General features: G+C 73.6%; 20 protein-coding genes. 11 read left to right on the top strand and 9 right to left on the bottom strand.

The window, feature by feature from the left end:
* The 5 genes from B0I32_RS14845 (at nt 1) to B0I32_RS60920 (ending at nt 3191) form a co-directional block, all read left to right on the top strand.
* Complete coding sequence (locus tag B0I32_RS14845; protein WP_106239067.1) at nt 1-204, top strand: MbtH family protein; 204 nt, start codon at nt 1-3, stop codon at nt 202-204.
* Complete coding sequence (locus B0I32_RS14840; protein WP_245955828.1) at nt 201-455, top strand: acyl carrier protein; 255 nt, start codon at nt 201-203, stop codon at nt 453-455. Before B0I32_RS14845 ends, B0I32_RS14840 begins: the two co-directional genes overlap by 4 nt.
* A complete protein-coding gene (locus B0I32_RS14835) occupies nt 452-1906 on the top strand; it encodes a condensation domain-containing protein (RefSeq protein WP_106239065.1) in 1455 nt (484 codons plus the stop codon). The genes B0I32_RS14840 and B0I32_RS14835 overlap by 4 nt, the downstream gene beginning before the upstream one ends.
* Before the next feature lie 183 nt (nt 1907-2089).
* Nucleotides 2090-3010: a serine protein kinase RIO gene (locus B0I32_RS14830; protein ID WP_219911796.1), complete on the top strand. Its 921-nt coding sequence runs from the start codon at nt 2090-2092 to the stop codon at nt 3008-3010.
* Nucleotides 3011-3065: 55 nt separating this feature from the next.
* Nucleotides 3066-3191 carry a hypothetical protein gene (locus tag B0I32_RS60920; protein ID WP_281262597.1) on the top strand — a complete coding sequence of 42 codons (126 nt, stop codon included), beginning with the start codon at nt 3066-3068 and terminating at the stop codon, nt 3189-3191.
* Here B0I32_RS60920 and B0I32_RS14825 read toward each other — a convergent pair.
* Nucleotides 3172-4089 carry an NADP-dependent oxidoreductase gene (locus B0I32_RS14825; RefSeq protein ID WP_106239059.1) on the bottom strand — a complete coding sequence of 306 codons (918 nt, stop codon included), beginning with the start codon at nt 4087-4089 and terminating at the stop codon, nt 3172-3174. The genes B0I32_RS60920 and B0I32_RS14825 overlap by 20 nt on opposite strands.
* Before the next feature lie 162 nt (nt 4090-4251).
* Between B0I32_RS14825 and B0I32_RS14820 the strand changes: the two genes are divergently transcribed.
* On the top strand, nt 4252-4881 hold the full coding sequence (locus tag B0I32_RS14820; RefSeq protein WP_219911795.1) for a TetR/AcrR family transcriptional regulator: 630 nt from the start codon (nt 4252-4254) through the stop codon (nt 4879-4881).
* A 163-nt stretch (nt 4882-5044) separates the two neighbouring features.
* Here the strand turns inward: B0I32_RS14820 and msrA are convergent, their stop codons facing one another.
* The 3 genes from msrA to B0I32_RS14805 all read right to left on the bottom strand — a co-directional run bounded on the left by msrA (nt 5045) and on the right by B0I32_RS14805 (nt 8721).
* Nucleotides 5045-5551: a peptide-methionine (S)-S-oxide reductase MsrA gene (msrA, locus tag B0I32_RS14815; RefSeq protein ID WP_106239058.1), complete on the bottom strand. Its 507-nt coding sequence runs from the start codon at nt 5549-5551 to the stop codon at nt 5045-5047.
* A gap of 177 nt (nt 5552-5728) precedes the next feature.
* The gene (locus tag B0I32_RS14810; protein WP_106239055.1) at nt 5729-7129 is read right to left on the bottom strand and encodes a sensor histidine kinase; all 1401 of its coding nucleotides are present in this window, start codon (nt 7127-7129) and stop codon (nt 5729-5731) included.
* A gap of 134 nt (nt 7130-7263) precedes the next feature.
* Entirely contained in the window at nt 7264-8721 is a 1458-nt protein-coding gene (locus tag B0I32_RS14805) for an FAD-dependent monooxygenase (protein ID WP_106239054.1), read from the bottom strand.
* Nucleotides 8722-8763: 42 nt separating this feature from the next.
* Here B0I32_RS14805 and B0I32_RS14800 point away from each other — a divergent pair, with 42 nt between their 5' ends.
* The 5 genes from B0I32_RS14800 to B0I32_RS14780 all read left to right on the top strand — a co-directional run bounded on the left by B0I32_RS14800 (nt 8764) and on the right by B0I32_RS14780 (nt 16612).
* Complete coding sequence (locus B0I32_RS14800) at nt 8764-9393, top strand: TetR/AcrR family transcriptional regulator (RefSeq protein WP_106239051.1); 630 nt, start codon at nt 8764-8766, stop codon at nt 9391-9393.
* A 113-nt stretch (nt 9394-9506) separates the two neighbouring features.
* Nucleotides 9507-10439, top strand: coding sequence for an ABC transporter ATP-binding protein (locus B0I32_RS14795; RefSeq protein WP_106239228.1), 933 nt, complete (start codon nt 9507-9509; stop codon nt 10437-10439).
* Nucleotides 10436-11215, top strand: coding sequence for an ABC transporter ATP-binding protein (locus tag B0I32_RS14790; protein ID WP_245955827.1), 780 nt, complete (start codon nt 10436-10438; stop codon nt 11213-11215). Before B0I32_RS14795 ends, B0I32_RS14790 begins: the two co-directional genes overlap by 4 nt.
* Nucleotides 11216-11231: 16 nt before the next feature.
* Nucleotides 11232-14486: an FtsX-like permease family protein gene (locus B0I32_RS14785; RefSeq protein ID WP_181307386.1), complete on the top strand. Its 3255-nt coding sequence runs from the start codon at nt 11232-11234 to the stop codon at nt 14484-14486.
* Entirely contained in the window at nt 14483-16612 is a 2130-nt protein-coding gene (locus B0I32_RS14780) for an FtsX-like permease family protein (RefSeq protein WP_106239049.1), read from the top strand. The genes B0I32_RS14785 and B0I32_RS14780 overlap by 4 nt, the downstream gene beginning before the upstream one ends.
* Before the next feature lie 4 nt (nt 16613-16616).
* Here the strand turns inward: B0I32_RS14780 and B0I32_RS14775 are convergent, their stop codons facing one another.
* The 5 genes from B0I32_RS14775 to B0I32_RS14755 form a co-directional block, all read right to left on the bottom strand.
* Nucleotides 16617-17525: a hypothetical protein gene (locus B0I32_RS14775; RefSeq protein ID WP_146178162.1), complete on the bottom strand. Its 909-nt coding sequence runs from the start codon at nt 17523-17525 to the stop codon at nt 16617-16619.
* 73 nt (nt 17526-17598) lie between these two features.
* A complete protein-coding gene (locus tag B0I32_RS14770) occupies nt 17599-18606 on the bottom strand; it encodes a LysR family transcriptional regulator (RefSeq protein WP_106239045.1) in 1008 nt (335 codons plus the stop codon).
* A gap of 32 nt (nt 18607-18638) precedes the next feature.
* Nucleotides 18639-19769, bottom strand: coding sequence for a CaiB/BaiF CoA transferase family protein (locus B0I32_RS14765; protein ID WP_106239043.1), 1131 nt, complete (start codon nt 19767-19769; stop codon nt 18639-18641).
* A gap of 7 nt (nt 19770-19776) precedes the next feature.
* Nucleotides 19777-20604, bottom strand: coding sequence for an enoyl-CoA hydratase/isomerase family protein (locus B0I32_RS14760; RefSeq protein WP_106239041.1), 828 nt, complete (start codon nt 20602-20604; stop codon nt 19777-19779).
* Nucleotides 20601-21815, bottom strand: coding sequence for an acyl-CoA dehydrogenase family protein (locus tag B0I32_RS14755; RefSeq protein WP_106239224.1), 1215 nt, complete (start codon nt 21813-21815; stop codon nt 20601-20603). The genes B0I32_RS14760 and B0I32_RS14755 overlap by 4 nt, the downstream gene beginning before the upstream one ends.
* Nucleotides 21816-21878: the final 63 nt, after the last annotated feature.

The following is a 21878-nucleotide window of genomic DNA, read 5'->3' as shown; positions in this document are numbered from 1 at the left end:
ATGACGGGACGGCACCAGGTGGTCGTCAACGACGAGGACCAGTACTCGCTGCTGCCCCTCGACCGGCGGCTCCCCGACGGCTGGCGGGCCACGGGCTTCACGGGCGACCGGCAGGAGTGCCTGGACCACATCGACGAGATCTGGACGGACATGCGGCCGCGCAGTCTGCGGCTGCGCCAGGACGCCGACGGGAGCGCGCGGTGAGCGGCGCCCTGGAGCACAGGCTCGCGGACCTGGTGGCCGACGTGTCCGGCGGCGAGATCAGCGCCGAGCAGGCGCTCGCGGGCGATCACTCGCTGTCGGCGCTGGGCCTGACCTCGCTGGCGTGGATCCGGCTCATCGACGCGATCGAGGACGCCTTCGAGGTGGACCTGGATCTCGGCGGCGACCTGTCCGCCTTCGAGCGGGTGGACGCCCTCGCCGCCCACCTGTCGGGCCTGCTGGACGCCCGATGACCCCTTCGACGACCCCGGCGACCACTCCGGCGGCCGTCTCGGCGGCCACTCGTGAGACCGTCTCGGTGCCGTTCAGCGGGACCCGGGACGGCGAGGCGCCGCTGACCTGGGGACAGCGGCTGATGTGGCGGGCCGTTCACCTGATGGGCCCCAGCCAGTCCTTCCTCAACTGCCCATGGGTGCTGCCGGTCCACGGCAGGCGCGATCTCACGACCGTGCTGGGCGCGCTGGGCCGGATGCTCGAACGCCACGAGAGCCTGCGTACCACCTTCGCCGACACCCCGCACGGCCCGGTGCAGCGGGTGGCGCGCGGCGGCGAGCTGACCGTGGAGCTGGCGCCGGCGGGCCCGGACGGACCGCTGGGCACCGCCACGCGCATCGCCGCCGAGCTGGGCACCACGGTCTTCGCCCACGACGCGGATCTCCCTCTGCGCTGCGTCATCGTGCTCGCCGACGGCAGGCCGAGGGCCCTCGCGTTCGCCTTCTCGCATCTGGCGGTGGACTTCCAGGCGCTGAGCCTGCTGTCGGCTGAGTGGCGGGCGCTGCTGAGGGGCGACGACCTGCCGGCGCCGGAGTGGCAGCCGACGGAGCAGGCGGAGCTGGAGCGTGCGGAGCCGTTCCTGGCGCGTTCGCGGCGGTCGATCGGCTACTGGCGCTCGGTGCTCGAAACGGTCCCGCTGGAGGTGTTCGACCATCCGCCGGGGGAGCCGGAGGAACCCCGGTTCATCGAGGTCGGCATGGAGTCGGTGGCGCTCGCGGCGGCGGCCGTGCGGCTGGCCGAACGGCTGACGATCAGCACGACGAGCGTGCTCATCGCCGCCTGCGCCACCGTCCTGGCCGTCGTGAGCGAACGGCCGCGGGCGGTCATGCAGCTCGTCCACAGCAACCGGCGCGATCCCCGCACCCGGCCGCTGGTCGCCACCGTGGGCCAGGACGGCCTGCTCGTGCTCGACCTGCCCGGCACCGGCTTCACCGACACCTGCCTGGCCGCGCACCGCAGCGCCCTCATGGCCTATCGCAACGCCCACTACGACCCCTTCGAGATGCAGGCCATGCGCGCGGAGATCGGTCGCGTCAGGGGCAGGGAACCGGACCTGGACGCCTTCTTCAACGACAGGCGGGGCGACGGGACCTGGCCGAACCTGCCCCGCCTCACTCCCGGCGCGGATCTGACCCCGCTCACGGCGCAGACCCGTACGTACGTCACGAACGCCTGGCCGGGGGTCCGGTTCAAGGTGTTCTTCACCTTGGGGACCGCCCCGGACACCGGCCAGCTCAGCCTCATCATCGACACCGCGTACCTGCCCAGGGAGCGGGCGAGAGCCATGCTGCTCGGCGTCGAGACCCTGCTGGTCCGCAGCCTCACCGAGGACGTCCCGATCGCCGCCGTCAGAGACCTCGTCCAGGCGGAGACCGCAGAGGAGTCCGGCACCAGCCCCGGTGGGGGCTGACCACGCGCTTCGGCACCGACCCGGGCGCCGTTAAATACGTTGCGGGGGCCGAAACGGGTCGGGCATGCTGGGCCGATCGAGCGGCGGAGAGCGCTGCCTGGACCAAGGAGGGCTGACGGATGGCCAACACCGTGCTGCGGCATGTCCGCATCAGTCTCACCTCTCTGTTCAGGAGCATTCCCGTTGTCTTCCGAGTACGAATTCTCTGACACCTCCTCCGGCCTCGGCCCCCGCCCGTCCGCGTACGCCGGTGACGACTCCCGGTCGGATCCGGCCACGCCCTTCGTCTTCGCGTTCCACTCGGTGGACGAGGAGCTGGACCCGGGCCAGCGGTGGTCCACCTGGCTGGACGTCGAGCGCGGTTGCCGCGGCCCGGAGCCGCGCCCCTCGTGGGTCGTGACGGACCAGGCCGCCGTAGACACCGAGCTCGGCGTGCTCAAGACCGGCAAGGAAGCCGACGTCTTCCTGCTCGAACGGGCCGTCGAAGCCATCGGCGACAACCCGGCGAAGTCCTCGCTGCTGGCCGCGAAACGGTACCGCACGGAGGAGCACCGCACCTTCCACCGCAGCACGTCGTACGCCGAGGGCCGCCGGATCCGCAACAGCCGCGACAGCCGGGCGATGGCGAAGAAGACCGCGCACGGCCGCGGTGTCGCGGCCGGTCAGTGGGCGTACGCCGAGTGGGAGGCACTCAACCGGCTCTGGCTGGCAGGCGTCCCGGTGCCGTATCCCGTGCAGGTGGACGGCACCGAGTTGCTGATGGAGTTCATCGACGACGGCGAGGGCGGTGCCGCGCCCCGGCTGGCCCAGGTCCGGCCGTCGAAGGAGCTGCTCGGCGGGTATTTCGAGCAGCTCCGCGACGGCATGCGGGAGCTGGCCCGGGCGGGGCTCGCGCACGGCGACCTCTCGCCGTACAACGTGCTCGCGCAGAACGAGCGGATCGTGCTGATCGACCTGCCCCAGGTCGTGGACGTCGTCGGCAACCCGCAGGGCATGGACTTCCTGATGCGCGACTGCCACAACATGGCCACGTGGTTCACGAAGCGCGGGCTGGAGGTCGACGAGCACGAGCTGTTCGCCGACCTGCTCACCATGGTGTTCTGACGTAACCGGCCTGAGCACGGACGCATTTCCGCTGGAGAGGAAGGGGCTCGTCCAGGTGGCCGAGCGCCCGTCCGAGCTGGGCCCGCCGCGCGGGTTCTACGGGTTCTGCGACGACCTGATCAAGGACTCATCCACCTACGCGGGCCGCTACCAGCGGTCCGTCACGGACGTACGCGAATGATCGTCTTGCCCTTGACCCGCTCGGCCGGGTTGAGGGCGGCGACGGCGTCGTCCAGGGGCGCGACGTCGCCGATGACCGTCCGCAGCCGTCCGTCCCGCACCCGCTGGGCGATCTCGCCCAGCTGAGCTCGGTCGGGCACGACGACGAAGTCGATCGCCAGGCCGTCGGCGGGTCGTGCCGGCGGCGGCCCGGCGATGCTCACCAGCGTTCCGCCGGCTCGGACGAGGCCCGCGGAGCGCTGCCCGATGCCGCCCCCGATGACGTCGAAGACCAGGTCGACCCCGCCCACGTCCTCCAGGGTTTCGTTCTCCAGGTCGACGAACTCCCGCGCGCCGAAGTCGAGCGCCGCCCGCCGGTCGGCGGCACGCCCGGTGCCGATGACGTACGCGCCGGCCTCGCGGGCGAGCTGCGTCACCATGGAGCCGACGCCGCCGGCCGCACCGTGGACGAGGACGCTCTGCCCCGCCCGGACCCGGCCGTGCTCGAACAGGCCCTGCCACGCGGTCAGGCCCGAGATCGGCAGGCTCGCGCCCACCGTGAAGTCGAGGTCGCCCGGCAGCGGGGCGAGGTTGCGCGCCTCGACGGCCGTGTATTCCGCCAGGGTGCCGTCGCGGGTCCAGTCCGTGAGGCCGAACACCCGCTGGCCGACCGACAGCCCCGTCGTGCCGTAGCCGAGCGCGCTGACCACGCCGGCCAGCTCGTGGCCGGGGATCGACGGCGTCCGGTCGCGGCCGAGGCGGTCGGTCCAGGTCGAGGGCCAGGTCAGCTCGCCCGGAGTGAAGCCCGACGCGTGCACCTCCACCAGCACGTCGTTTCCGGCCGGCTGTGGCTGTGGCCGCTCCGTCAGGGTCATCCCGGCCGTCCCCGCGGCCTCGTCCGTCACCACGATCGCCTTCATCAGGCACCTCCCCGCATCCGGTCCTCGCCGCCGTACTCCGGACCAAGTCTTTGGACTATTTCGTCCATCATGCTAGCAGGCCATGCGTCTGGAGACGGGCAAGGGTGTGCTGTATGGACTCATCGGTCCGTCGAGAGTGATCGGGCGAGGTAGCCTGGAGTGGTGAGCAGGCCGGAGAACGCACAGCCGGAGCGGAGGCTGACGCCCCGTGGGGCCTCGACCCGCGCGCGCATCGTGTCGGCCGCCGTCGAGCTGATGTACGTGAAGGGCGTCAACGCGACCACGCTGGACGACGTCAGGGCCGCGAGCAACACCAGCAAGTCCCAGCTCTACAACCACTTCGCGGACAAGGAGGAGCTGGTCCGCGCCGTCGTCGCGGAGCGCTCCGCGCAGGTCCTGGAGCGGGAGCGCGCCAACCTGGAGCGGCTGAAGTCGTTCCGCGGCCTGATCCGCTGGCGCGACGCGCTGGTGCGGCGGAACGCGTTGCAGAACGGCGCGTACGGCTGCGCGCTCGGTTCGCTGGCCGGCGAGCTCGCCGACCAGGACGAGCAGGCCCGCGTCACGCTGGCCGAGTCCTTCGCGCAGTGGCAAGGGCTGCTCGCCGCCGGTCTGCGGCGAATGAAGGAGAACGGGGTGCTCAGGCCGGACGCCGACCCGGAGCGACTCGCCACGGGTCTGATGGCCGCCTTGCAGGGCGGATACCTGCTCGCCGAGACCGCGCACGACATCGAGCCCATGGCCGTCGCCCTCGACCTGGCGCTCGACCACGTGAAGTCGTTCCTCACGACGTGACGGCGCGCGTCCTGCGGACGGAGCTGCTGTCGTCGGGGTTCGCCCGAATATGCGCTTGCGTTCTCCCGAACGTGCGTCCGCGTTCTCCCGGAAGCGGGCCCGCGTTCTCCCGGACATGCGTCGGCGCGCGGACCGGGATCCGCGCGCCGGAGGTGTCAGGCCGTCAGGCCGAGGCCCGCTTAGGCAGCTTCCACCCGGGACGGGGGAAGTGGCAGGTGTAGCCGTTCGGATACTTCTGCAGGTAGTCCTGGTGCTCGGGCTCGGCCTCCCAGAAGTCACCCGCCGGGGTGACCTCGGTGACGACCTTGCCGGGCCACAGGCCCGAGGCGTCGACGTCGGCGATCGTGTCCTCGGCGACCCGCTTCTGCTCGTCGCTGGTGTAGAAGATCGCCGAACGGTAGCTGGTGCCGATGTCGTTGCCCTGGCGGTTCTTCGTCGAGGGGTCGTGCACCTGGAAGAAGAACTCGAGCAGCGCGCGGAAGTCGGTCTGCTCGGGGTCGTAGACGACCTCGATGGACTCCGCGTGGGTGCCGTGGTTGCGGTAGGTGGCGTTCGGGACGTCACCGCCGCTGTAGCCGACGCGCGTCGACACGACGCCGGGCTGGTTGCGGAACAACTCCTCCATGCCCCAGAAGCAGCCGCCGGCGAGGATGGCCTTCTCGGTGGTCACGTCGTCTCCCTAGTTGTCGTCGGTGTCACTGGTGAACGGGGTGCGGTAATCGCCGTATCCCGGCCTTTCTCCGCATAATCGGTGAACCAGATGAAACGCACCTGAACGTGCACGTAAAGACACTGCACGCGCCCGATCTATTCCTGCCGATGGCGGCCGCGTGCGTGCCTGTCGCCCTTACGTCCGAGGTGCCGTCGCGGGACCTCCGCCGATGAGCGGCAGCCACAGGACGAACCTAGCCCCACGCGGCGAGTCCTCGACCGTCAGGGTGCCACGGTGGGCGTGCGCGATGTCGCGCGAGATGGCCAGGCCGAGCCCGCTCCCGCCGGGGTCGCGGCGGCGGCCGTCGTCCAGGCGGACGAACCGGTCGAAGACACGTTCGCGCTGGTCGGGCGGGATGCCGGGCCCGTCGTCGGCCACCGTCACCGCGACCCCGTCACCGGCCGGCCCGACGCTGACCGTCACGGCGGACTCGGCGTGCCGCCACGCGTTGGCGAGGAGATTGTCCAGCACGCGGATGAGCTGGATGCGGGAGCCGAGGATCTGCAGCCCGGCGGGCGTGTCGACCTTGATCGGCACGGGTGAGGGCCGCGCGCTCACCTCGGCGGCGACGAGCTCGCCGAGATCGATCCGCGCCGCGGGCAGCGGATCGGCGGCCCGGAGCCGGGCGAGCAGCAGCAGGTCGTCGACGATGGCCTCCAGCCGGCCGACCGTGGAGAGCGCGCCCCTGAGCGCGTCCTCGGCGGCGACGTCGTCCGGGTAGAGCAGCGCCTCCTCCAGTTGCGTGCGCATACCGGCGATCGGGGTGCGCAGTTCGTGGCTCGTGGTGGAGGCGAACCGGCGCAACTGCTCCACCGCGCCCTCAAGCCGGCCGAGGGTGTGGTTGGCGGTGGTGGCGAGCCGGCTGATCTCGTCGTCGCCCTGAGGTTCCGGCACGCGCAGGCTGAGGTCGCTCACCGTGATCTGCGAGATCCTGGCTCTGATCGCCTCGACCGGACGCAGCGCCCGCCCCACCAGCACCCACGCGGCCCAGGCCGCGATCCCGGTGACCGCGACGATCCCGGCCGCGATGGCGTACTCCAGCTGATGGGTGGCCAGCAGCTCCGGCTCGGGGATGCCGGCGTAGACGACGCCCGCGTCCGCCGCCGGAGTGAGGCGGATGGCCTGCAGCAGGACGCACCGCCCGTCCGGCGGGCACTCCCGGTACGGCTGGAAGCGGGCGTCGGGCGGCGGCCGGTGTCGGCTCAGCGGCACGGTCGCGGAGGCGTCCCGGCTGGAGTCCACGACCCGGTCGTGGACGTCCACGACCTGGATCAGGCCGACGGGCGGGCCGGCGGGGATCGGCCGCGGCACCAGACCCTGCCGGGCGACCGGGCTCCACCGGCTCGCCACCTCCTCGGCCAGCCGGAAGGAGCTGGACTCGATGTGGGACCGGATCGCCAGATCCAGCGTCGCCCCGAGCACCACGAGGACGCCGCTGGCGAACAGCGCCACGATGAGGGTGCACGAGGCCCGGACGGAACGCATGCCGATCCACGAAGCGCGGGTGTGGTCCTTGGTGTCCGTGTCGTAGCTCATGACGATGTCCGCTCCTTCGCTGGCAGTGGCCCCGTCAACGGTGTGCCGTGGGCGTCGTCGTGAATTCGCTAATGGACTATATGGTCCCTTTCGGCATCGTCCAAATCGCCGGACCGGCGCACTCCAGGGCTGCTTCAGGCCGGCGTTCCTCCTCGCCCGACCGCGGCGAAGGTGGCGCCGAGGCCCTTCAGCGCCGTCATGACCTCGGCGTCGCCGGCGTCGTCCGAGGCCCACCACACGTGCCCGTCGGGACGGACGACCACCGCCGCGGCTGTGGTCCACGGTTGGTCGCCGGGGACCACGTCGATCCCCATGGCCGCCGCGAGAGCCGCCGCTTCCTCGCCCACGGTGCCGAGCAGGGCCGGACGACCGGATCTCAGCAGCTCGAAGAGGCTGGGCACCCGCGTGCCGACCAGGGGGTGTCCGGCCTGCGGGTAGGCCACGTCCAGCGCGGACAGCTTGCGGGCCAGTGCCAGGGAGAACTCGGGCACCGTCGCGATCAGGCCGTTCAGCAGGGAGCGCAGGGCGGCGCCGTCCGGGGTGGTCGCGGTGATCAGCGCGGACTGGGCGAGCGTGTGCTCCGCGAGCTGCTCGCCGATCGGATGCCGCTCGTCGTGGTAACCGTCCAGCAGCGCGGGGTCCGCGTCGCCGCGGGCCACGGCGGCGAGCCGCCAGCCGAGGTTCATCGCGTCCTGCACGCCGACGTTGAGGCCGACGCCGCCGGCGGGCAGGTGCATGTGCGCCGCGTCCCCCGCGAGCAGGACCCGGCCGCTCCGGTACGTCCGCGCCACCCTCGTGGCGTTGCCGAACCGGGACAACCAGCCGGGGTCGTGCATCCCGAAGTCGCTGCCCGCCACCCGGATCGCGGTCTCCCGCAGCGCCTCCAGCGTGAACGGGTCGGCCGCGCCGTTGTGGTGCGCGTCCACGCCGGCGATGCGGTGCCTGCCGCCGCGTACGGGAACGCTGATGAGGGCGCCGTGCTCGTTGTGGGCGCTGACCACGGCGGGATCGGTGAGGCGCACCTCGCCGACGTAGCCGTAGGACGTCGTGTCGGTACCGGGGAACGCGATGCCCGCCGCCTTGCGGACGGTGCTGCCCGCGCCGTCCGCGCCCACGACGTAGCTCGCGGTGCGGGTGTACTCCCCCTCCGGTCCGGTCACGCGCAGGGTGACGTGCTCGGCGTCCTGGTCGAGCCCGGTGACGGTGTGGCCGCGCAGGATCCGTACACCTTTGGCGAGCGCGTGCTCTTCGAGCAGTTCCTCGGTGCGGACCTGGGGGATGGCGAGCATGAACGGGTACGGCGTGTCGAGCGCGCTGAAGTCGAGGCGGCTCTCCAGCATCCCGAAGTGCCACTTCGGCACCGGAACCCCTTCGTCGAGGAACCGCCGGGCCAGGCCGCGCATGGCCAGCACCTCGATCGTGCGCGGGTGGACACCCAGGGCCTTCGAGTACGGGCTGCGTTCCGCCGCGCGTTCCAGGACCACGACCGGGACCCCTGCCAGCGCCAGCTCCGCCGCGACCCACAGCCCGACGGGGCCCGCACCGGCCACCACGACCGACGCGTCGATTGACTGGATAGACTCACTATTCATAGTAAGGACTCTACAATGAATTGAGGAAGGTAGGATCCCGGCATGGTTGTGCGCGGTTATCGGTCACCGGTGCGGGCCAGGCACGCCGAGGACACGCGGCGATCCATCATCGAGGCGGCGGCGAAGCTGTTCGCGGAGCAGGGCTACGCCAGGACGAGCGTCGCCGCCGTCGCGGCCGCCGCTGGAGTCGCCGTCAACACCGTCTACACCAGCGTCGGCAACAAGCCCGCGCTGATCATGGCGATGTCCGAGGACGGCGCCGCGGACGACACGGCGAAGGAGACGGAGCGCAGGATCGCCGAGTCCGCCGACCCGCGCGAGATCCTGCGCCTCCTGGCCGACGGCACCGGACAGGTGCGCCGGCGCCGCCAGGACACGCTGGCGATCCTGCTGGACAACAGGAACGCCGACCCGGACGTGGCCGCGGCGGCCGAGGTGGCGGTCCGCGCCGTGCGGGACCGGCTGAAGGTCGCGGCCGCCCGCCTGCTCGCCGTCGGCGGCCTGCGCGAGGGCCTCACCGGCGAGCAGGTCGAGCAGACGCTGTGGTTCTACTTCGGCTTCGAGGCCTGGCGGACCGTCCGCGCCTTCGGCTGGAACTGGAAGGACTCGGCGGACTGGCTCGCCCAGCAGGCCACCCACGCCCTGCTGCCCGCCGACGGCTCCCGCCCATGAACGGCTCGTGAGAGCACGCTGAGATTCGTGGGGTGTGAGGGCTTGGGGTGGGATTTGTCAGGGCGATAGAGTCTGGCCCGGAAGTGGCGCTCGTGCCGGGGTTCGAGGAGGAGATGTCCATCACGCCCTTGTCCCTGCCGCAGCCTCCCGCCAAGGCGCCGGAGTTCGGGCGAGACGCGCTCATCGCGTGCGAGAGCCTGGTGCGGATCTATCAGTCCGGGTCGGTCGAGGTGCAGGCGCTGCAAGGGCTGGACCTGGTCGTGGACGGCGGGGAGATGGTGGCCGTCGTCGGGGCGTCCGGGTCGGGGAAGTCGACGTTGCTGTCCATCCTGGCCGGAGTCGACGCGCCCACCGCCGGGCGGGTGCGGGTCGATCGGTGGAACCTCCTGGACATGTCGCGGGCCGATCGGGTCCGATACCGGCGGCACACCGTCGGACTCGTACGCCAGCAGACCGCCGCCAACCTGATCCCGTACCTGACCGCGCGTCAGATGGTCGACCTGCCGATGACGGCGGCCCGCACGTCCGGCCGGGTGCGTCGCAAGCGCGCCGCGGAGCTGCTGGAGCTGCTCGGCGTCGCCGAGTGCGCCGAGCGGCGGCCCGGGCAGTTGTCCGGCGGGCAGCAGATGCGGGTGGCCATCGCGGTGGCCCTCGCCAACGAGCCCAGGGTGCTGCTGGCCGACGAGCCGACCGGAGAGCTGGACAGCGCCACGTCGGCCTCGGTGTTCGGGGTGCTGCGCGACGTCAACCGGCACTTGGGCGTCACGGTCGTCGTCGTGACCCACGATCCCGCGGTCAGCGGGCAGGTGGAGCGGACGGTGGCGATCCGCGACGGGCGCACCAGCAGCGAGGTGCTGCGGCGTACCGCCACCGGCGACGACGGCGCCCAGCGGATGATCGCCGAGGAGTACGCGGTGATGGACCGGGCCGGACGGGTCCAGGTGCCGCGCGACTACCGGGAGGCGCTGGCGCTGACGCGGCGGGTCCGGCTGGTGCTGGAGGCCGATCACGTCGCTATCCGTCCCGACGGCGGCGAGGCCGGATGACCGGCGGGAACGGCGGACCTCTGGTCAGCGTGCGGGGCGTGCACCGCCGGTTCGGCAGCGGGGCGACCGCCGTGCACGCGCTGCGGGACGTCACGTTCGACCTCGCGCCCGGCACCATGACCGCCCTCGTGGGGCGGTCCGGCTCCGGCAAGACCACGCTGCTCAACGTCATCGGCGGCCTGGACCGCCCGGACTCCGGCACGGTCCTCGTCGACGGTACGGACGTCACCTCCCTCGACGAGGACGGCCTGTCCCTGTTACGGCGGGAGAAGGTCTCCTACGTCTTCCAGACCTTCGGCCTGATCCCGGTGCTGTCGGCCGCGGAGAACGTGGGCGCCCCGCTGCGGCTGGCCCGCGTACCGGCGGCGGAGCGGGAGCGGCGGGTCGCGCTGCTGCTGGAACTGGTCGGGCTGGCCGACCACGCCGAGCAGGTGCCCGGTGAGCTGTCCGGCGGGCAGCAGCAGCGGGTGGCGATCGCCAGGGCGCTGGCCGCCTCACCCCGGCTGCTGATCGCGGACGAGCCGACCGGGCAGCTGGACGCCGAGACCGGCCTGTCGGTGATGGCGCTGCTGCGGGGGGTGGTGGAGTCGGAGGGGGTGACGGCGCTGGTCTCCACGCATGATCCGACGATGCTCGCGCTGGCGGATCGGGTGATCCGCATCAACGACGGGCATCTCGACCAGGATCCCGGGCAGCGCTCTGACGGTCAGGTCGATCAGCCTTCCGGTACGCGGTCCCATGGGCGGCTCGACTCCGACGGCCGGGGCGATTCGTGATCTGTGAGGGCTGCCCGTGCTGAGGCTGGTCGCCCGGCGCGCCCGTGCGCAGTGGCCGCTGCTGGCCGCCCTCCTCGCCGTCGCCGTGGTCGGCCCCACGCTGCTCGGCATCTGCGCCCTCCTGCTCACCCGTACCGCCGAGCAGGCGCTGGAGACCGCCGCCTCCCGTACCACCTCCGACCAGATCGACGTCACCGCCTACACCGTCACCGTGCGCGGCGAGGACGCGAGGTCCGTCGCCGACGACACCCGCGCCGTGCTGACCTCGGCCCTCGCCCCGTTCGCGACCACGACGGCCGCGCGCGCGTCGTCCGTGATGCGGTCGTTCCCTGACGCCGGCGCTCCGGCCGTGGCGTACCTGTCGGGGGTGGAGGACCTGCCGGCCCGCACCCAGCTCGCCGAAGGACGCCTGCCCCGGGCGGGTGCCGTTCCGGCGGAGTCGGTGGTGCTGGAGAGCACCGCGCGGCGGCTCGGCCTGAAGGCGGGCAGCCGGGTCAGGCTCGGCAGGGAGCTGACCGACGATCCCGACGAGGGGATCGAGGTGCGGGTGACCGGGATCGTCCGCGCGCTGCCCGGCACCGGCTGGGAGCGTGACCCGCTCGCCGCCACCGGCCACGATCCGGCCTACCGCGACGGCCGCTCCGCGCAGCCGGTGCACGCGTACGGGCCGTTCATCGTCGACCTGGCCGACCTGCTCGGCGGCGGCTCGGTCCTCGACCGGCTGGAGATCACCGCCCACCCTGACCTGTCCGCCCCCGACGTCCGCGACCTCGACACCGTCACCCAGGCCGTGCTCGGCGCCGACCGCCGGCTCGGGCGGACGCTCGGCGACCGGGTACGCATCCAGCGCGTCGCCTCCCTGCTGCCCTCGACGCTGCTGGCCGGGCACGAGCAGCAGCGGGTCACCACGGCCGCCGTGCTCGCCGTCGCCGCCATCGGCCTCGTCCTGACCGCGACCGCCCTCGCCCTGGCCGGCCGGCTCAGCGCCGGGGTGCGCGGCGACGAGACCGTGCTGCTGTCCGCGCTGGGCGTCGGCCGCGGTCAGCTCGCCGGCGCCGCGCTCATCGAGGCCGGCGTGCTCGCCGTGCTCGCCACCGCGGTCGCGATCCCGGCCTCGTCCGCCCTCCACGCCGGGCTTACCCAGTTGCCGCCCATGGACGGAGCCGGGCTGGCCACGCCCTTCGCCGTGAACGCCGCGCAGGTGCTCTCCGTGGCCGGCGGCGCGCTGGCGCTGGCGGCGGTGCTCGTCGTGCCCTCACTGCGCACCCCCGCCGCCGGGGTGCGCGGGCGGCGCGAACTGCTCGCCCGATCCGGCGCCGACCTGCTGCTCGTGGCGCTCGCCGCAGTCGGCTGGTGGCAGTTGCGCGACCAGCCGGCCGGTTCCGGATCTCCCATCGACGCCGTACGGGTGCTCGCTCCCGCGCTGCTGCTCATCGCCGGGTCGGCTGTGACGTTGCGGCTGGTGTGGCCCGCGTTGCGGGGCGTGGAACGGCTGGCCGTCCGGGCTCGCGGGTTCATGGTGCCGCTGGCCGCGTTCGAAGCCGCCCGCAGACCCCAGGCGGTCGCGGCGGGGCTGCTGATCGGGCTGGGCTGCGCGGCGGCCACGTACGGGATCGGGTTCGACGCGACGTGGCAGCGTTCGCAGCAGGACCAGGCCGATCTGGCCGTCGGCACCGACCTCGCGCTCACCCTCACCGCGCCGCCCGCCGCCGGGCAGGGCGGGAGGGTCGGCGCGGCCGTCGGGGGAGAGGTGAGCCCGGCCACCGATCGGGGCGTCGCGGTCGGGCAGTGGCTCGGCGGGGCGGGTGACCCGCCGCGGCTGATCGCCATGGACACCACGCGGGCCGAGGCGCTGCTGCGCGGGCGGCTGAACGACGGCCGCACCTGGAACGACGTCGGCGCCGCCCTCGCGCCGCCGGAGCGTGCCGCCGGTGTGCCCGTCCCGGCCGGAGCCGCGCTCTCCCTGGTCGGGAAGGCGACCGGTGGGACGCCGCTCACCGTGACGCCGCGGCTGCTGCTGCAGGACGTGACCGGGCTGCGTACGCCTTGCACGGGTGCGCCCATCCCGCTCGACGGAAAGGCACATCGGCTGCCGGACTGCGCCACCGCCGAAGGACTCCGGCTGGTCGCGGTGTCGCTGCCGTTCGCGATCGCGACGGGGAACGTGGGCACCGGCTACTCCAATTTCCTGGACGAACTCCCGGCCGGAGACAGCCGCGTCGCCGTGACACTCACCGTGGCCGGAACCGGAACCGGAACCGGCACGGAGACTGGCGCAGGGACCGGCACGGAAGCCGGCGCGGAAACCGACGCAGGGACCGGCGCGGGACGCGGTTCGGCGGAGCCGTCCTGGACGGCCACCTCGGCCGGGCCCTCCCCTGGGCAGCTCGGCCGGCCGGCCGTCGCCCTGACCGGCACCTCCGCGGGCACCGCGCTGAAGATGACCACGACCGTCGCGCTCAAGGGCCCGCCGGACGCCGCCAGGACCCTGGTCGCCACCGCCTTCCCCGCTCCAGGACCGGTGCCCGTCGCCGTCTCCGCCCGCTTCGCCGCCGAGGCGGGCGCCCGGCGCGGCTCCCAGCTGGACCTCACCGTCGGCCTCGCCCGCGTCCAGGTCGGCGTGGCCGAGGTGCTGCCGGCCGTGCCGTCCGCTCCGAACGCCGCGGCCGTCCTGGCCGACTTCGACGTCCTCTCCCGCGCCCTCGCCGTCAGCGGCGACTTCGACGTGCCCGTGGACGCGTGGTGGGTCGGCCGTCCCGTCAGAGCCGACGTGGCCGACCTCCGTCTCGGCGGCGTCACCACGCGCGCGTCCGAGACCGCCCGGCTGACCGGCGGCCCGCTGCGGGCCGGGCTGCCGGCCGTGCTGCGACTGCTGGTGCCGGCCGCGGTGCTGCTGATGCTGGCCGGGATCGTCCTGCACGTGACGTTCGACCTGCGGGCCCGCGCGGTCGAGGTGGCGCGCCTGCGGGGGCTGGGGATGACCCGGCGCGAGATCCGTACCGTGCTGCTCGGCCAGCACGTCGGCATCCTGCTGCCGCTGCTCGCGGCGGGCGCGGTCGTCGGCGCGCTGGCCACCCGCCTCGTCGCTCCGCTGCTCGTCCGCGCCGACACCGGCGCGGCTCCCGTGCCCGAGGTGCTGCCCGTCTGGCCGTGGGCCGCCGAGGCCGTCCTGCTCGTCGGGTTGCTGGCCGGGTGCGCGCTCGCGGTGAGCGCGGTGGTCGTCGTCCAGGCCCGGCGCGCCGACGCCGCGTACCTGCGGGTGGCGTCATGAGGATTCCGGTACCGCACTGGCCCAGCGTGGCCGGCCGCGCCCGCGCGGACGCTGGGCCGCTGCTCCTGGCCGCCGTCGTGGTGGCGGCCATCACGTTGCTGGCCGGCGCGGTGCCGCCGCTCCTGACCGCGACCGCCGACGCCGCCGTACGGGAGGCCGTCCGCGGGAACGGCGGCGACCTCCAGGTCCACAGCCGCATGGAGGCCGACGACGGGCCGAACGGCAGCCGCCTGCGGCACCCCCGCCTCGCCGAGGACGTCGACGACTTCAGAGCCAGGGCGACGGAGGAACTCGGCCCCGGCCTGCGGGCCGTCCTGCGCCCACCGGTCGCCAGCGTCATCAGCCCCACCCTCAAGATCACCGACGGCAGCGTGCTGCGGACGTTCCAGCTCGCCTACGTGGCCCGCGACGGCGGACCCGCCGTGACCTGGGTCGCGGGCGGCCCGCCCCGGCCCACGGCTTCCGAGACGGCGTCGGTTCCCTACGGCGCGCCGCCGTGGGTGGTGCAGGCGGGCCTGTCCGAGGCGGCCGCCGCCGCGCTCCAGGTCCGTCCCGGCGCCCGCATCCCGCTGGCCGACGACCAGGGGAACGTGAAGGACGTCCAGGTCAGCGGCATCTTCCGGCCGCAGGACAAGGCCGATCCCGCCTGGCGGCCGCTGCCCGCGCTGCTGAACCCCGTCACCGCCGCGAACGGCACCCGGTTCGCCGGGCTGCTGTCCCGCGAGTCGCTGCCCGACGCCCGGCTCGCCTTCGGCCAGGACGAGTTGCGGCGTACCGTCCGGTTCACCCCCGACCCTGACCGGCTCACCTGGGCCATGGTCCCGCCGGTCGCCGCGAGGGTGGTCGCGCTCAAGGCGGCCTCCGGCTCCTCCGCCGCCAGGGACGGCTCGCTGAAGTGGGAGACCCGGCTCGACGGGGTGCTGCGGACGGTGAGCGCGCAGGTCGAGGCCGCGTTCGCGCAGGCGTCCCTGCTGGTCGTCACCCTGCTCGCCGTCGCCGTCCTGGTCCTGCTGCTGGCCGCCGACCTGCTGGTGCGCCGCCGCGCCCGGGCCCTGGCCGCCGCCCGGCAGCGCGGGATGTCGCTGCCGGTGATCGGCGGCGAGCTGCTGCTCGAATCCGCGGTGACGGCGCTGCTGGCCGCGGCGGCCGGGCTCGGCCTGGCCCGGGCGGTCGCGCCGGGGGTCTCCTGGGAGTGGATCGCGCCCGTGGTGGTCACGGCCGTCGCCGCCGGACCGGCGTTCGGGACGCTCACCGCCGCCCGCGCCACCCGGGACCGCCGCGTCCCGGCCAACCGGAGCGCGCGGCGATGGATGCGGGACACCGTACGGCTGCGGCGGGCCGCTCTGGAGCTCGGCGTGCTGGTGGCCGCGGCCGGCGCCCTCGTCGCCCTCTACCAGCGGGGGATCGGCGGCGGAGTGCTGGCCGCGAGCGCGCCCGCCCTGTGCGCGCTCGCGGGCGCGCTCCTGCTGGCGAAGGCGCTGCCCCTCGCGCTGCGCGTCGCGCTCGGGCGGCTGCTGCGCTCGCGCCGGCCGCTGGCGGTCTTCGGGGCCGCGCGGGCGGCGGCGACCTCGGCCCGGCTGCTGCCCCTGCTGGTGCTCGTGACGTCCGTGGCCCTGACCTCGTACGCGCTCATCTTCGCCGCCACCATGAGCCACGGGCCAGCCCTCGCCGCCGTCGGCCAGGGAACCGCGGCGGGGCCGCTGGCCACGGGCCTGCTGCGGCTGGCCTGGGTCTCGGCGGTGACGCTGCCGGTTCTGGGCCTGCTGGGACTCGCTCTCGGCACGGCGGCCGGCGCGCCGGAGCGCTGGCAGACCCTGACCCGGCTGCGCACCCTCGGATTGCGGCCCCGGGAGGCCCGATGGGTCGCCGCCGGAGAACTGCTGCCGCCGGTGCTGCTCGCCGCCGTGGGCGGCCCGCTGCTCGGGGCGCTGCTCGCCCACCTGACGTTCGGCTCGCTCTCCCTGCACCTGCTCACCGGCGCCGCGCCGGCCCCGGCAGCGCCGTGGTGGGGGCTCGGCCTGGTGGCAGGGGTGTTCCTGGCGGCGGTCGCCGTCGTGGTGCCGGTCGAATCGGCGCTACGCCGCCGACGCAGGCTGAGCGAGGTACTCCGCGCGGGCGACAACTGATCCCCTAGACCGCCGGCGAACCTGCCGTGCGCTTCCGTGCCGCGACGATCCGGGCGACGACGATGCCGGTGATGGTGCTGACACCCAGGCCGATCGGCACCGCGACGACGGCGTACGTCCACAGGGTGCTCTGGAGGCTCTCCTGGTCGCTCAGGCCCGGGTCGATCGTGAGGTAGACGGCGCAGAGCAGGAGAGGACCGGCCGTGCCCGCGAGGGCGCCGCTCCGCCACCGGCCCCGCCGCGCCGCCGCCCAGGCCGCGACGACCCCGCTGATCAGGACCGGTCCGATCAGCCCTGCGGTGATCCCACCGGCCTTCCGGAGCAGCGCCGTCACCACGGGCCGGCCGTCGTCGCTCAGCACGGCTTCGGTGAGCAGGGGATCGAAGGCCGGCGGCCGGTCCCACCACCAGGGTCTGGTGAACTCCAGCAGGGAGATCCACAGGGTGTAGGCCATCAGGCCCACGCCGGCCTCTCGATGCCGTAGTGCGGCCATCGCCGCGGCGGCGCCGGCAGCGCCGCCGACGATCGTCGCCCAGGCCACCTCGGACGGGCTGGAGTTGAGGCCGTGTTCCGGCGCGGCGGAGGCCAGGCCGTACAGCAGCGGGGCGGCGATCAGCGAGGAGCCGAGCCAGGCCGCCGGCGGCAGCCACCGCCAGGACCATGGCGCACGCCGGAACACGCGGTAGGTGATCGCGGCGGCGAGCAGGGCGGAGGCGGCCGGATACCAGGTGGAACGGGTCACCGCGTGGTCCCAGTCGACGTACTCGTCGAACGGGCCCGCTCGGGTCGTCCACGGATTGATGCCGAGGCGATCCGCGGCGAGGACCTGCGCGGCGGCCAGAGCCGCGGCGAGCAGCGCGCAGACGGCCGAGGCCGCCGGCCTCCGGTTCACGCGCTCATCCTTGAGGCTCATCGCCGCCATTCTGCCTCGCCGGCCTCGGATCCGAGCGTGGCGAGCGCCGGAACCTGGCATTCGTCCCCGGGACTCACCGCCCGCGGGGCCCGGAGTCCAGGTGGTACGGGGTCTCGTCCAGGCGCTGGTAGGCGGCCTCGATCACGCTGTCGGCGTCGATGGACGCCTCCAGCAGCGTCATGCCCCGGTCGGTGCGCCTGGTCACGGCGCGCCGCCAGCGGTCGAGGTTCTCCCTGCTGAGTTCGAGGAACCGGCGGGCCGGGATCGACAGCGGGGAGGTCGAGGTGATGGCGTAGATCGCCCGTACGGTCAGCGGTTCGATCATGCGCAGGCTCGCCCCCCTGCGCCGGGCGTCCAGCGCCTGGCGCATCGGCAGGACGGCGGCCCCCGCGCCCGCGATGATCAGCGGGACCAGCCCGGCCGGTTCGCTGACGTCCACGACGACGGTGGACTCGACGCCGATGGAGTCGAGGTACGACCGCCCGAACCCCCGATCGACGATCATCGGCAGGCCGCCGAGCAGGGCGGCCGGGACCGGGTCGGGGAAGTCGGCGCGCCAGCTGGGCGGCAGCGCCAGCACGACCTCGCCCTCCCCGATGCGCACGCAGTCGATGCCCGACCGGGACACGGGCGCGACCGCGTAGGCGAGCTCGGCCTCGCCCGACCTGATCAGGTGGACGATCTCGTCGGTGTCGCCGTCGTGCTGCTTGAGCCGGACCGTGAACCCGGGATGCTCGCGCCGGAAGTGCCCCACCCACGCGGCCAGGAAGTTGGATGTGAGGGAGGTGGAGATCGCCAGGTCGACCCGTCCGCGTTCGAGCCCCCGGTAGCCCTCGGCGACCTGGCGGGCATGGTGCAGGTCACGGACGACCTGGCGGGCCGGCCCGACCAGCGCCTCACCGGCCGGCGCGAGCACCAGCCCGCGCCCGACCCGGCGGAACAGCTCCACGCCGAGGTCGCTCTCCAGGCGGCGGATGATCTGCGACAGGGACGGCTGCGCCAGGTAGAGCGCGGAGGCGGCCCGGGTGATGCTGCCCTGGTCGACAACGGCGAGAAAACATTCGAGCTCGCGGACGTTCATGGTGCGATCCAATGGGGGCCCCGCGTACCAGGTCAAGCGGTGTGCCAGCCGGGCGCGTCCGAGTGCGCCCCGGCGCGGGGCACCGCCCGGTCCGCCTCGACGGTGACGCCGTCGAGCGTGAAGGGCAGCGAAGGAACGGTGAAGCGGTCACCGTCCGGCCCGACCCCCGTGGTCAGAACGCCGCTGGCGCGCACGTCCGCCGCCTCGGTCACGTCCTGGTACGTCCGCACCTCCGCCGCGACGATCCCGTGGCCGGCCAGCATCGCCAGGCACTCCTCCGTCCGCAGGCCGCCGAGGGCCTGGGAGATCTCCGCCAGGAGCGCCTCCCGGTTGGCCACCCGGGCGGGGTTGTCGGCGAAGCGGGGGTCGTCGAGCATCCACGTCCTGTCGATGAGCCGGCACAGCCGGGCGAAGTGCTCGGCGGTGTAGGCCGACAGGACGATGGTTCCGTCGGCGGTGCGGACGAGGTCGGCGGCCGGGGCCACGGTCGCCTGGCCGTTGCCCTTGCGCCGCGGCTCCTGCCCGGAGGCGTGCCATTCGCCCCACATCGCCGACTGCAGGTGGATCGCGGCGTCCAGCAGCGAGACCTCGGCCACCCCGCCCTCTCCGGTACGCTCCCTGCGCAGCAGCGCGGCGAGGACGACCTGGACGACCGCGTAGCTCGCGGCGACGTCGGCGATGGGGAAGCCGACCCGGAGCGGATCACCGCCCAGCTCACCGTTGACCGACATCAGCCCGCTCTCGGCCTGCGCGGCGATGTCGAGGCCGGCCCGCTGTGCAGAGGGGCCCCGGGAGCTGAACCCGCGGACCGAGACGTGCACGAGCCGGGGATTGGCCGCCCGCAACTCCTCGGGCCCGAGCCCGAGGCGGGCCAGCGCGTCGGCCCGCAGGTTCTGCACGACGACGTCCGCCTCCGCGATCAGGCCCAGGGCGGTCTCCCTGTCGCCGGCCTGCTTGAGGTCGAGCACGATCGAGCGCTTGCCGCGGTTGTAGGCCAGGACGATGCCCTCGCCGTACGCGCCGATGCCACGCGCCTGGTCGCCGCTGGGCGGCTCGATCTTGATGACCTCGGCGCCCAGGTCGGACAGCATCTGGGTCGCCGCCGGCGCGGCGATGTAGTGGCCGAACTCGACGACGCGAACTCCCTCAAGCGGGGGCTTCATGCCGCTCCTACTCTCCGGTGAAGACCGGTTTGCGCTTTTCCAGGAAGGCTTGGGCGGCCCGCCGCGCATCGCCACTGCGGGCACACTCGACCATACGGGGCACCTCTCGGCGCAGGTAATCGGGCAGGGTGGCCGTTCCGGCGTCGGTCAGGTTCTCCTTGGCGTACTGCATCGCCTTGGGCGCCTGCGCGGCGAGCTTGGCCGCCAGCGCGCCGACCCGCGCCGCCAGGTCGGCCGTGGTCTCGGTCACGAGTCCCAGGTCGGCCGCCTCGGCGGCGGTGAGCTTGGCCGGGTCGAGCAGCAGCGCCCGCGCGCGGGCGCCGCCCACCGCACGGGTCAGCAGCCAGGCGCTGCCCAGGTCGCCGGACACTCCGGCGCTGACGAACGCGGTGTTGAACACCGCCTTCCGTGCCGCGATCCGGAAGTCGGCGGCCAGGGCGAGGCTGAGCCCCGCCCCGGCGCAGGCGCCGTTGACGGCGGCGATCGTCGGCGCGGGGAAGTGCGCGAGCGTCTCCACGATGGCCGAGGCCCGGCGCAGCCGTTCGCGGTCGTCGGCCACCGAACGTCCGCGCAGCGTCCGCGTCTCCTGGTCCTGGGCACTGTCGGAGCCGACCCGCGCGAGGTCGGCGCCGACGCAGAAGTCGGCGCCCGCGCCCGTGAGGACGAGGACACGCAGGTCCCGTTCCGCGCCGGCTCGCTCGATCGCGGCGAGGAGGTCCTGCACGAGCGGCCAGGAGATCGCGTTGCGGCGCTCGGGCCGGTTGAGGGTCACCGTGCCGACCCCGTCGTGGAGCTGGAACAGCACGGTTCCCGAGCCGATCGCGGTGGCGCTCATCGGGGGAGGCCCAGCAGGTCGCGGGCGATGATCGTGCGCTGGATCTGCGCGGTGCCGCCGGCGATCCGCTGGCCGCGTACGTGAAGGTGCCGCCAGCGGAGATGCCCGAACTGTTCGTGATGCCCGCCGTCAGGTCCGGCGCTGAGGTGGCCGTCCAGGCCGAGGATGTCGGCGCCCAGGTCGGCGATCGCCAGCCTGGTCCGTGACCACAGCAGCTTGGTGACCGAGGCGTCGGCCCCCAGGTCCTCTCCTCGGGCCGTACGGGTCATCGCGTCGTAGCCGCGGACCCGGAGCAGCTCCAGGTCGGCCCGGCAGCGCGCGATCCTGGTCCTGACCTGAGGGTCGTCGATGGCCGGACGGCCGTCCTTCCTGACCTGCCGGGCCGCGGCGATCACGTCGTCCAGCTCGTGGCGGAACTCCACGTACTGGCTGATCGGCGAGGCGTTCCGCTCGACCGAGAGCAGGTACCTGGCCACGGACCAGCCGTCGTCGATCCGGCCGACGACGTTGCCGTTGATCGGCACCCGTACCTCGTCGAAGAACTCCTCCCCGAACTCCTGCGAGCCGGACATCTGCCGGATCGGGCGCACGCGCACCCCCGGCAGCGTCAGGTCGATCAGCAGGAACGTGATGCCGCGCCGTCGTTCCGCCGCCGGATCGGTGCGGACCAGGGCGAACATCGCGTCGGCGTGCCGCGCCAGCGTGGTCCAGGTCTTCTGGCCGGAGACCACCAGGACGTCGCCGTCGCGCCGGGCGGCGGTCGAGAGGCCCGCCAGGTCGCTGCCGCTCTCCGGTTCGGAGAACCCCTGGCACCAGATCGTCTCGCCGGACAGGATGCGCGGCAGGATCGTGCGTTTCTGCGCGTCGGTGCCGTAGCGGAGCAGTGTGGGGCCGAGCAGCGCCGTGCCGAGGTAGGTCAGGCCGAGGAACGGGCCGATCGGCGCCCTGGCGCGCGCCATCTCCTCGTCGTGCACCGCTCTGATCTCCTGATCGGCGCCGCGCCCGCCGTACTCGGCCGGCCAGTCGACGCCGGCGAAGCCGTTCTCGAAGCGGTCCTTCTCCCAGCGCCGCCGCAGCTCCAGGGACTCCTCGCTCCCGTCGCGGTCGATCCAGAAACCCGGCCGGCGCCACGTCGCCGGCACGGACTCCGCCAGCCAGCGACGGATCTCCCGCCGGAATCTCTCCGCCGCCGGCGAGTATCGAAGATCCATGCCGTGCACCACTCCCCGTCCGATTCGGCCCTGTCGCACGCCCATCCTGGGCACCGTCGTTCT

This window comes from Nonomuraea fuscirosea (assembly GCF_003001935.1).
GTDB classification, from domain to species: domain Bacteria; phylum Actinomycetota; class Actinomycetes; order Streptosporangiales; family Streptosporangiaceae; genus Nonomuraea; species Nonomuraea fuscirosea.
The sequence above is the reverse complement of the archived record's forward strand: the minus strand, read 5'-3'. Positions and strand labels throughout refer to the sequence as shown.

What these genes read in the sequence shown, in the direction of transcription:
- B0I32_RS14845 (WP_106239067.1), top strand. Translation starts at nt 1, where the DNA reads ATGACGGGACGGCACCAGGTGGTCGTCAACGACGAGGACCAGTACTCG.
- B0I32_RS14835 (WP_106239065.1), top strand. Translation starts at nt 452, where the DNA reads ATGACCCCTTCGACGACCCCGGCGACCACTCCGGCGGCCGTCTCGGCG.
- B0I32_RS14825 (WP_106239059.1), bottom strand. Translation starts at nt 4,089, where the DNA reads ATGAAGGCGATCGTGGTGACGGACGAGGCCGCGGGGACGGCCGGGATG.
- B0I32_RS14810 (WP_106239055.1), bottom strand. Translation starts at nt 7,129, where the DNA reads ATGAGCTACGACACGGACACCAAGGACCACACCCGCGCTTCGTGGATC.
- B0I32_RS14805 (WP_106239054.1), bottom strand. Translation starts at nt 8,721, where the DNA reads ATGAATAGTGAGTCTATCCAGTCAATCGACGCGTCGGTCGTGGTGGCC.
- B0I32_RS14800 (WP_106239051.1), top strand. Translation starts at nt 8,764, where the DNA reads ATGGTTGTGCGCGGTTATCGGTCACCGGTGCGGGCCAGGCACGCCGAG.
- B0I32_RS14795 (WP_106239228.1), top strand. Translation starts at nt 9,507, where the DNA reads ATGTCCATCACGCCCTTGTCCCTGCCGCAGCCTCCCGCCAAGGCGCCG.
- B0I32_RS14790 (WP_245955827.1), top strand. Translation starts at nt 10,436, where the DNA reads ATGACCGGCGGGAACGGCGGACCTCTGGTCAGCGTGCGGGGCGTGCAC.
- B0I32_RS14780 (WP_106239049.1), top strand. Translation starts at nt 14,483, where the DNA reads ATGAGGATTCCGGTACCGCACTGGCCCAGCGTGGCCGGCCGCGCCCGC.
- B0I32_RS14775 (WP_146178162.1), bottom strand. Translation starts at nt 17,525, where the DNA reads ATGAGCCTCAAGGATGAGCGCGTGAACCGGAGGCCGGCGGCCTCGGCC.
- B0I32_RS14770 (WP_106239045.1), bottom strand. Translation starts at nt 18,606, where the DNA reads ATGAACGTCCGCGAGCTCGAATGTTTTCTCGCCGTTGTCGACCAGGGC.
- B0I32_RS14765 (WP_106239043.1), bottom strand. Translation starts at nt 19,769, where the DNA reads ATGAAGCCCCCGCTTGAGGGAGTTCGCGTCGTCGAGTTCGGCCACTAC.
- B0I32_RS14760 (WP_106239041.1), bottom strand. Translation starts at nt 20,604, where the DNA reads ATGAGCGCCACCGCGATCGGCTCGGGAACCGTGCTGTTCCAGCTCCAC.
- B0I32_RS14755 (WP_106239224.1), bottom strand. Translation starts at nt 21,815, where the DNA reads ATGGATCTTCGATACTCGCCGGCGGCGGAGAGATTCCGGCGGGAGATC.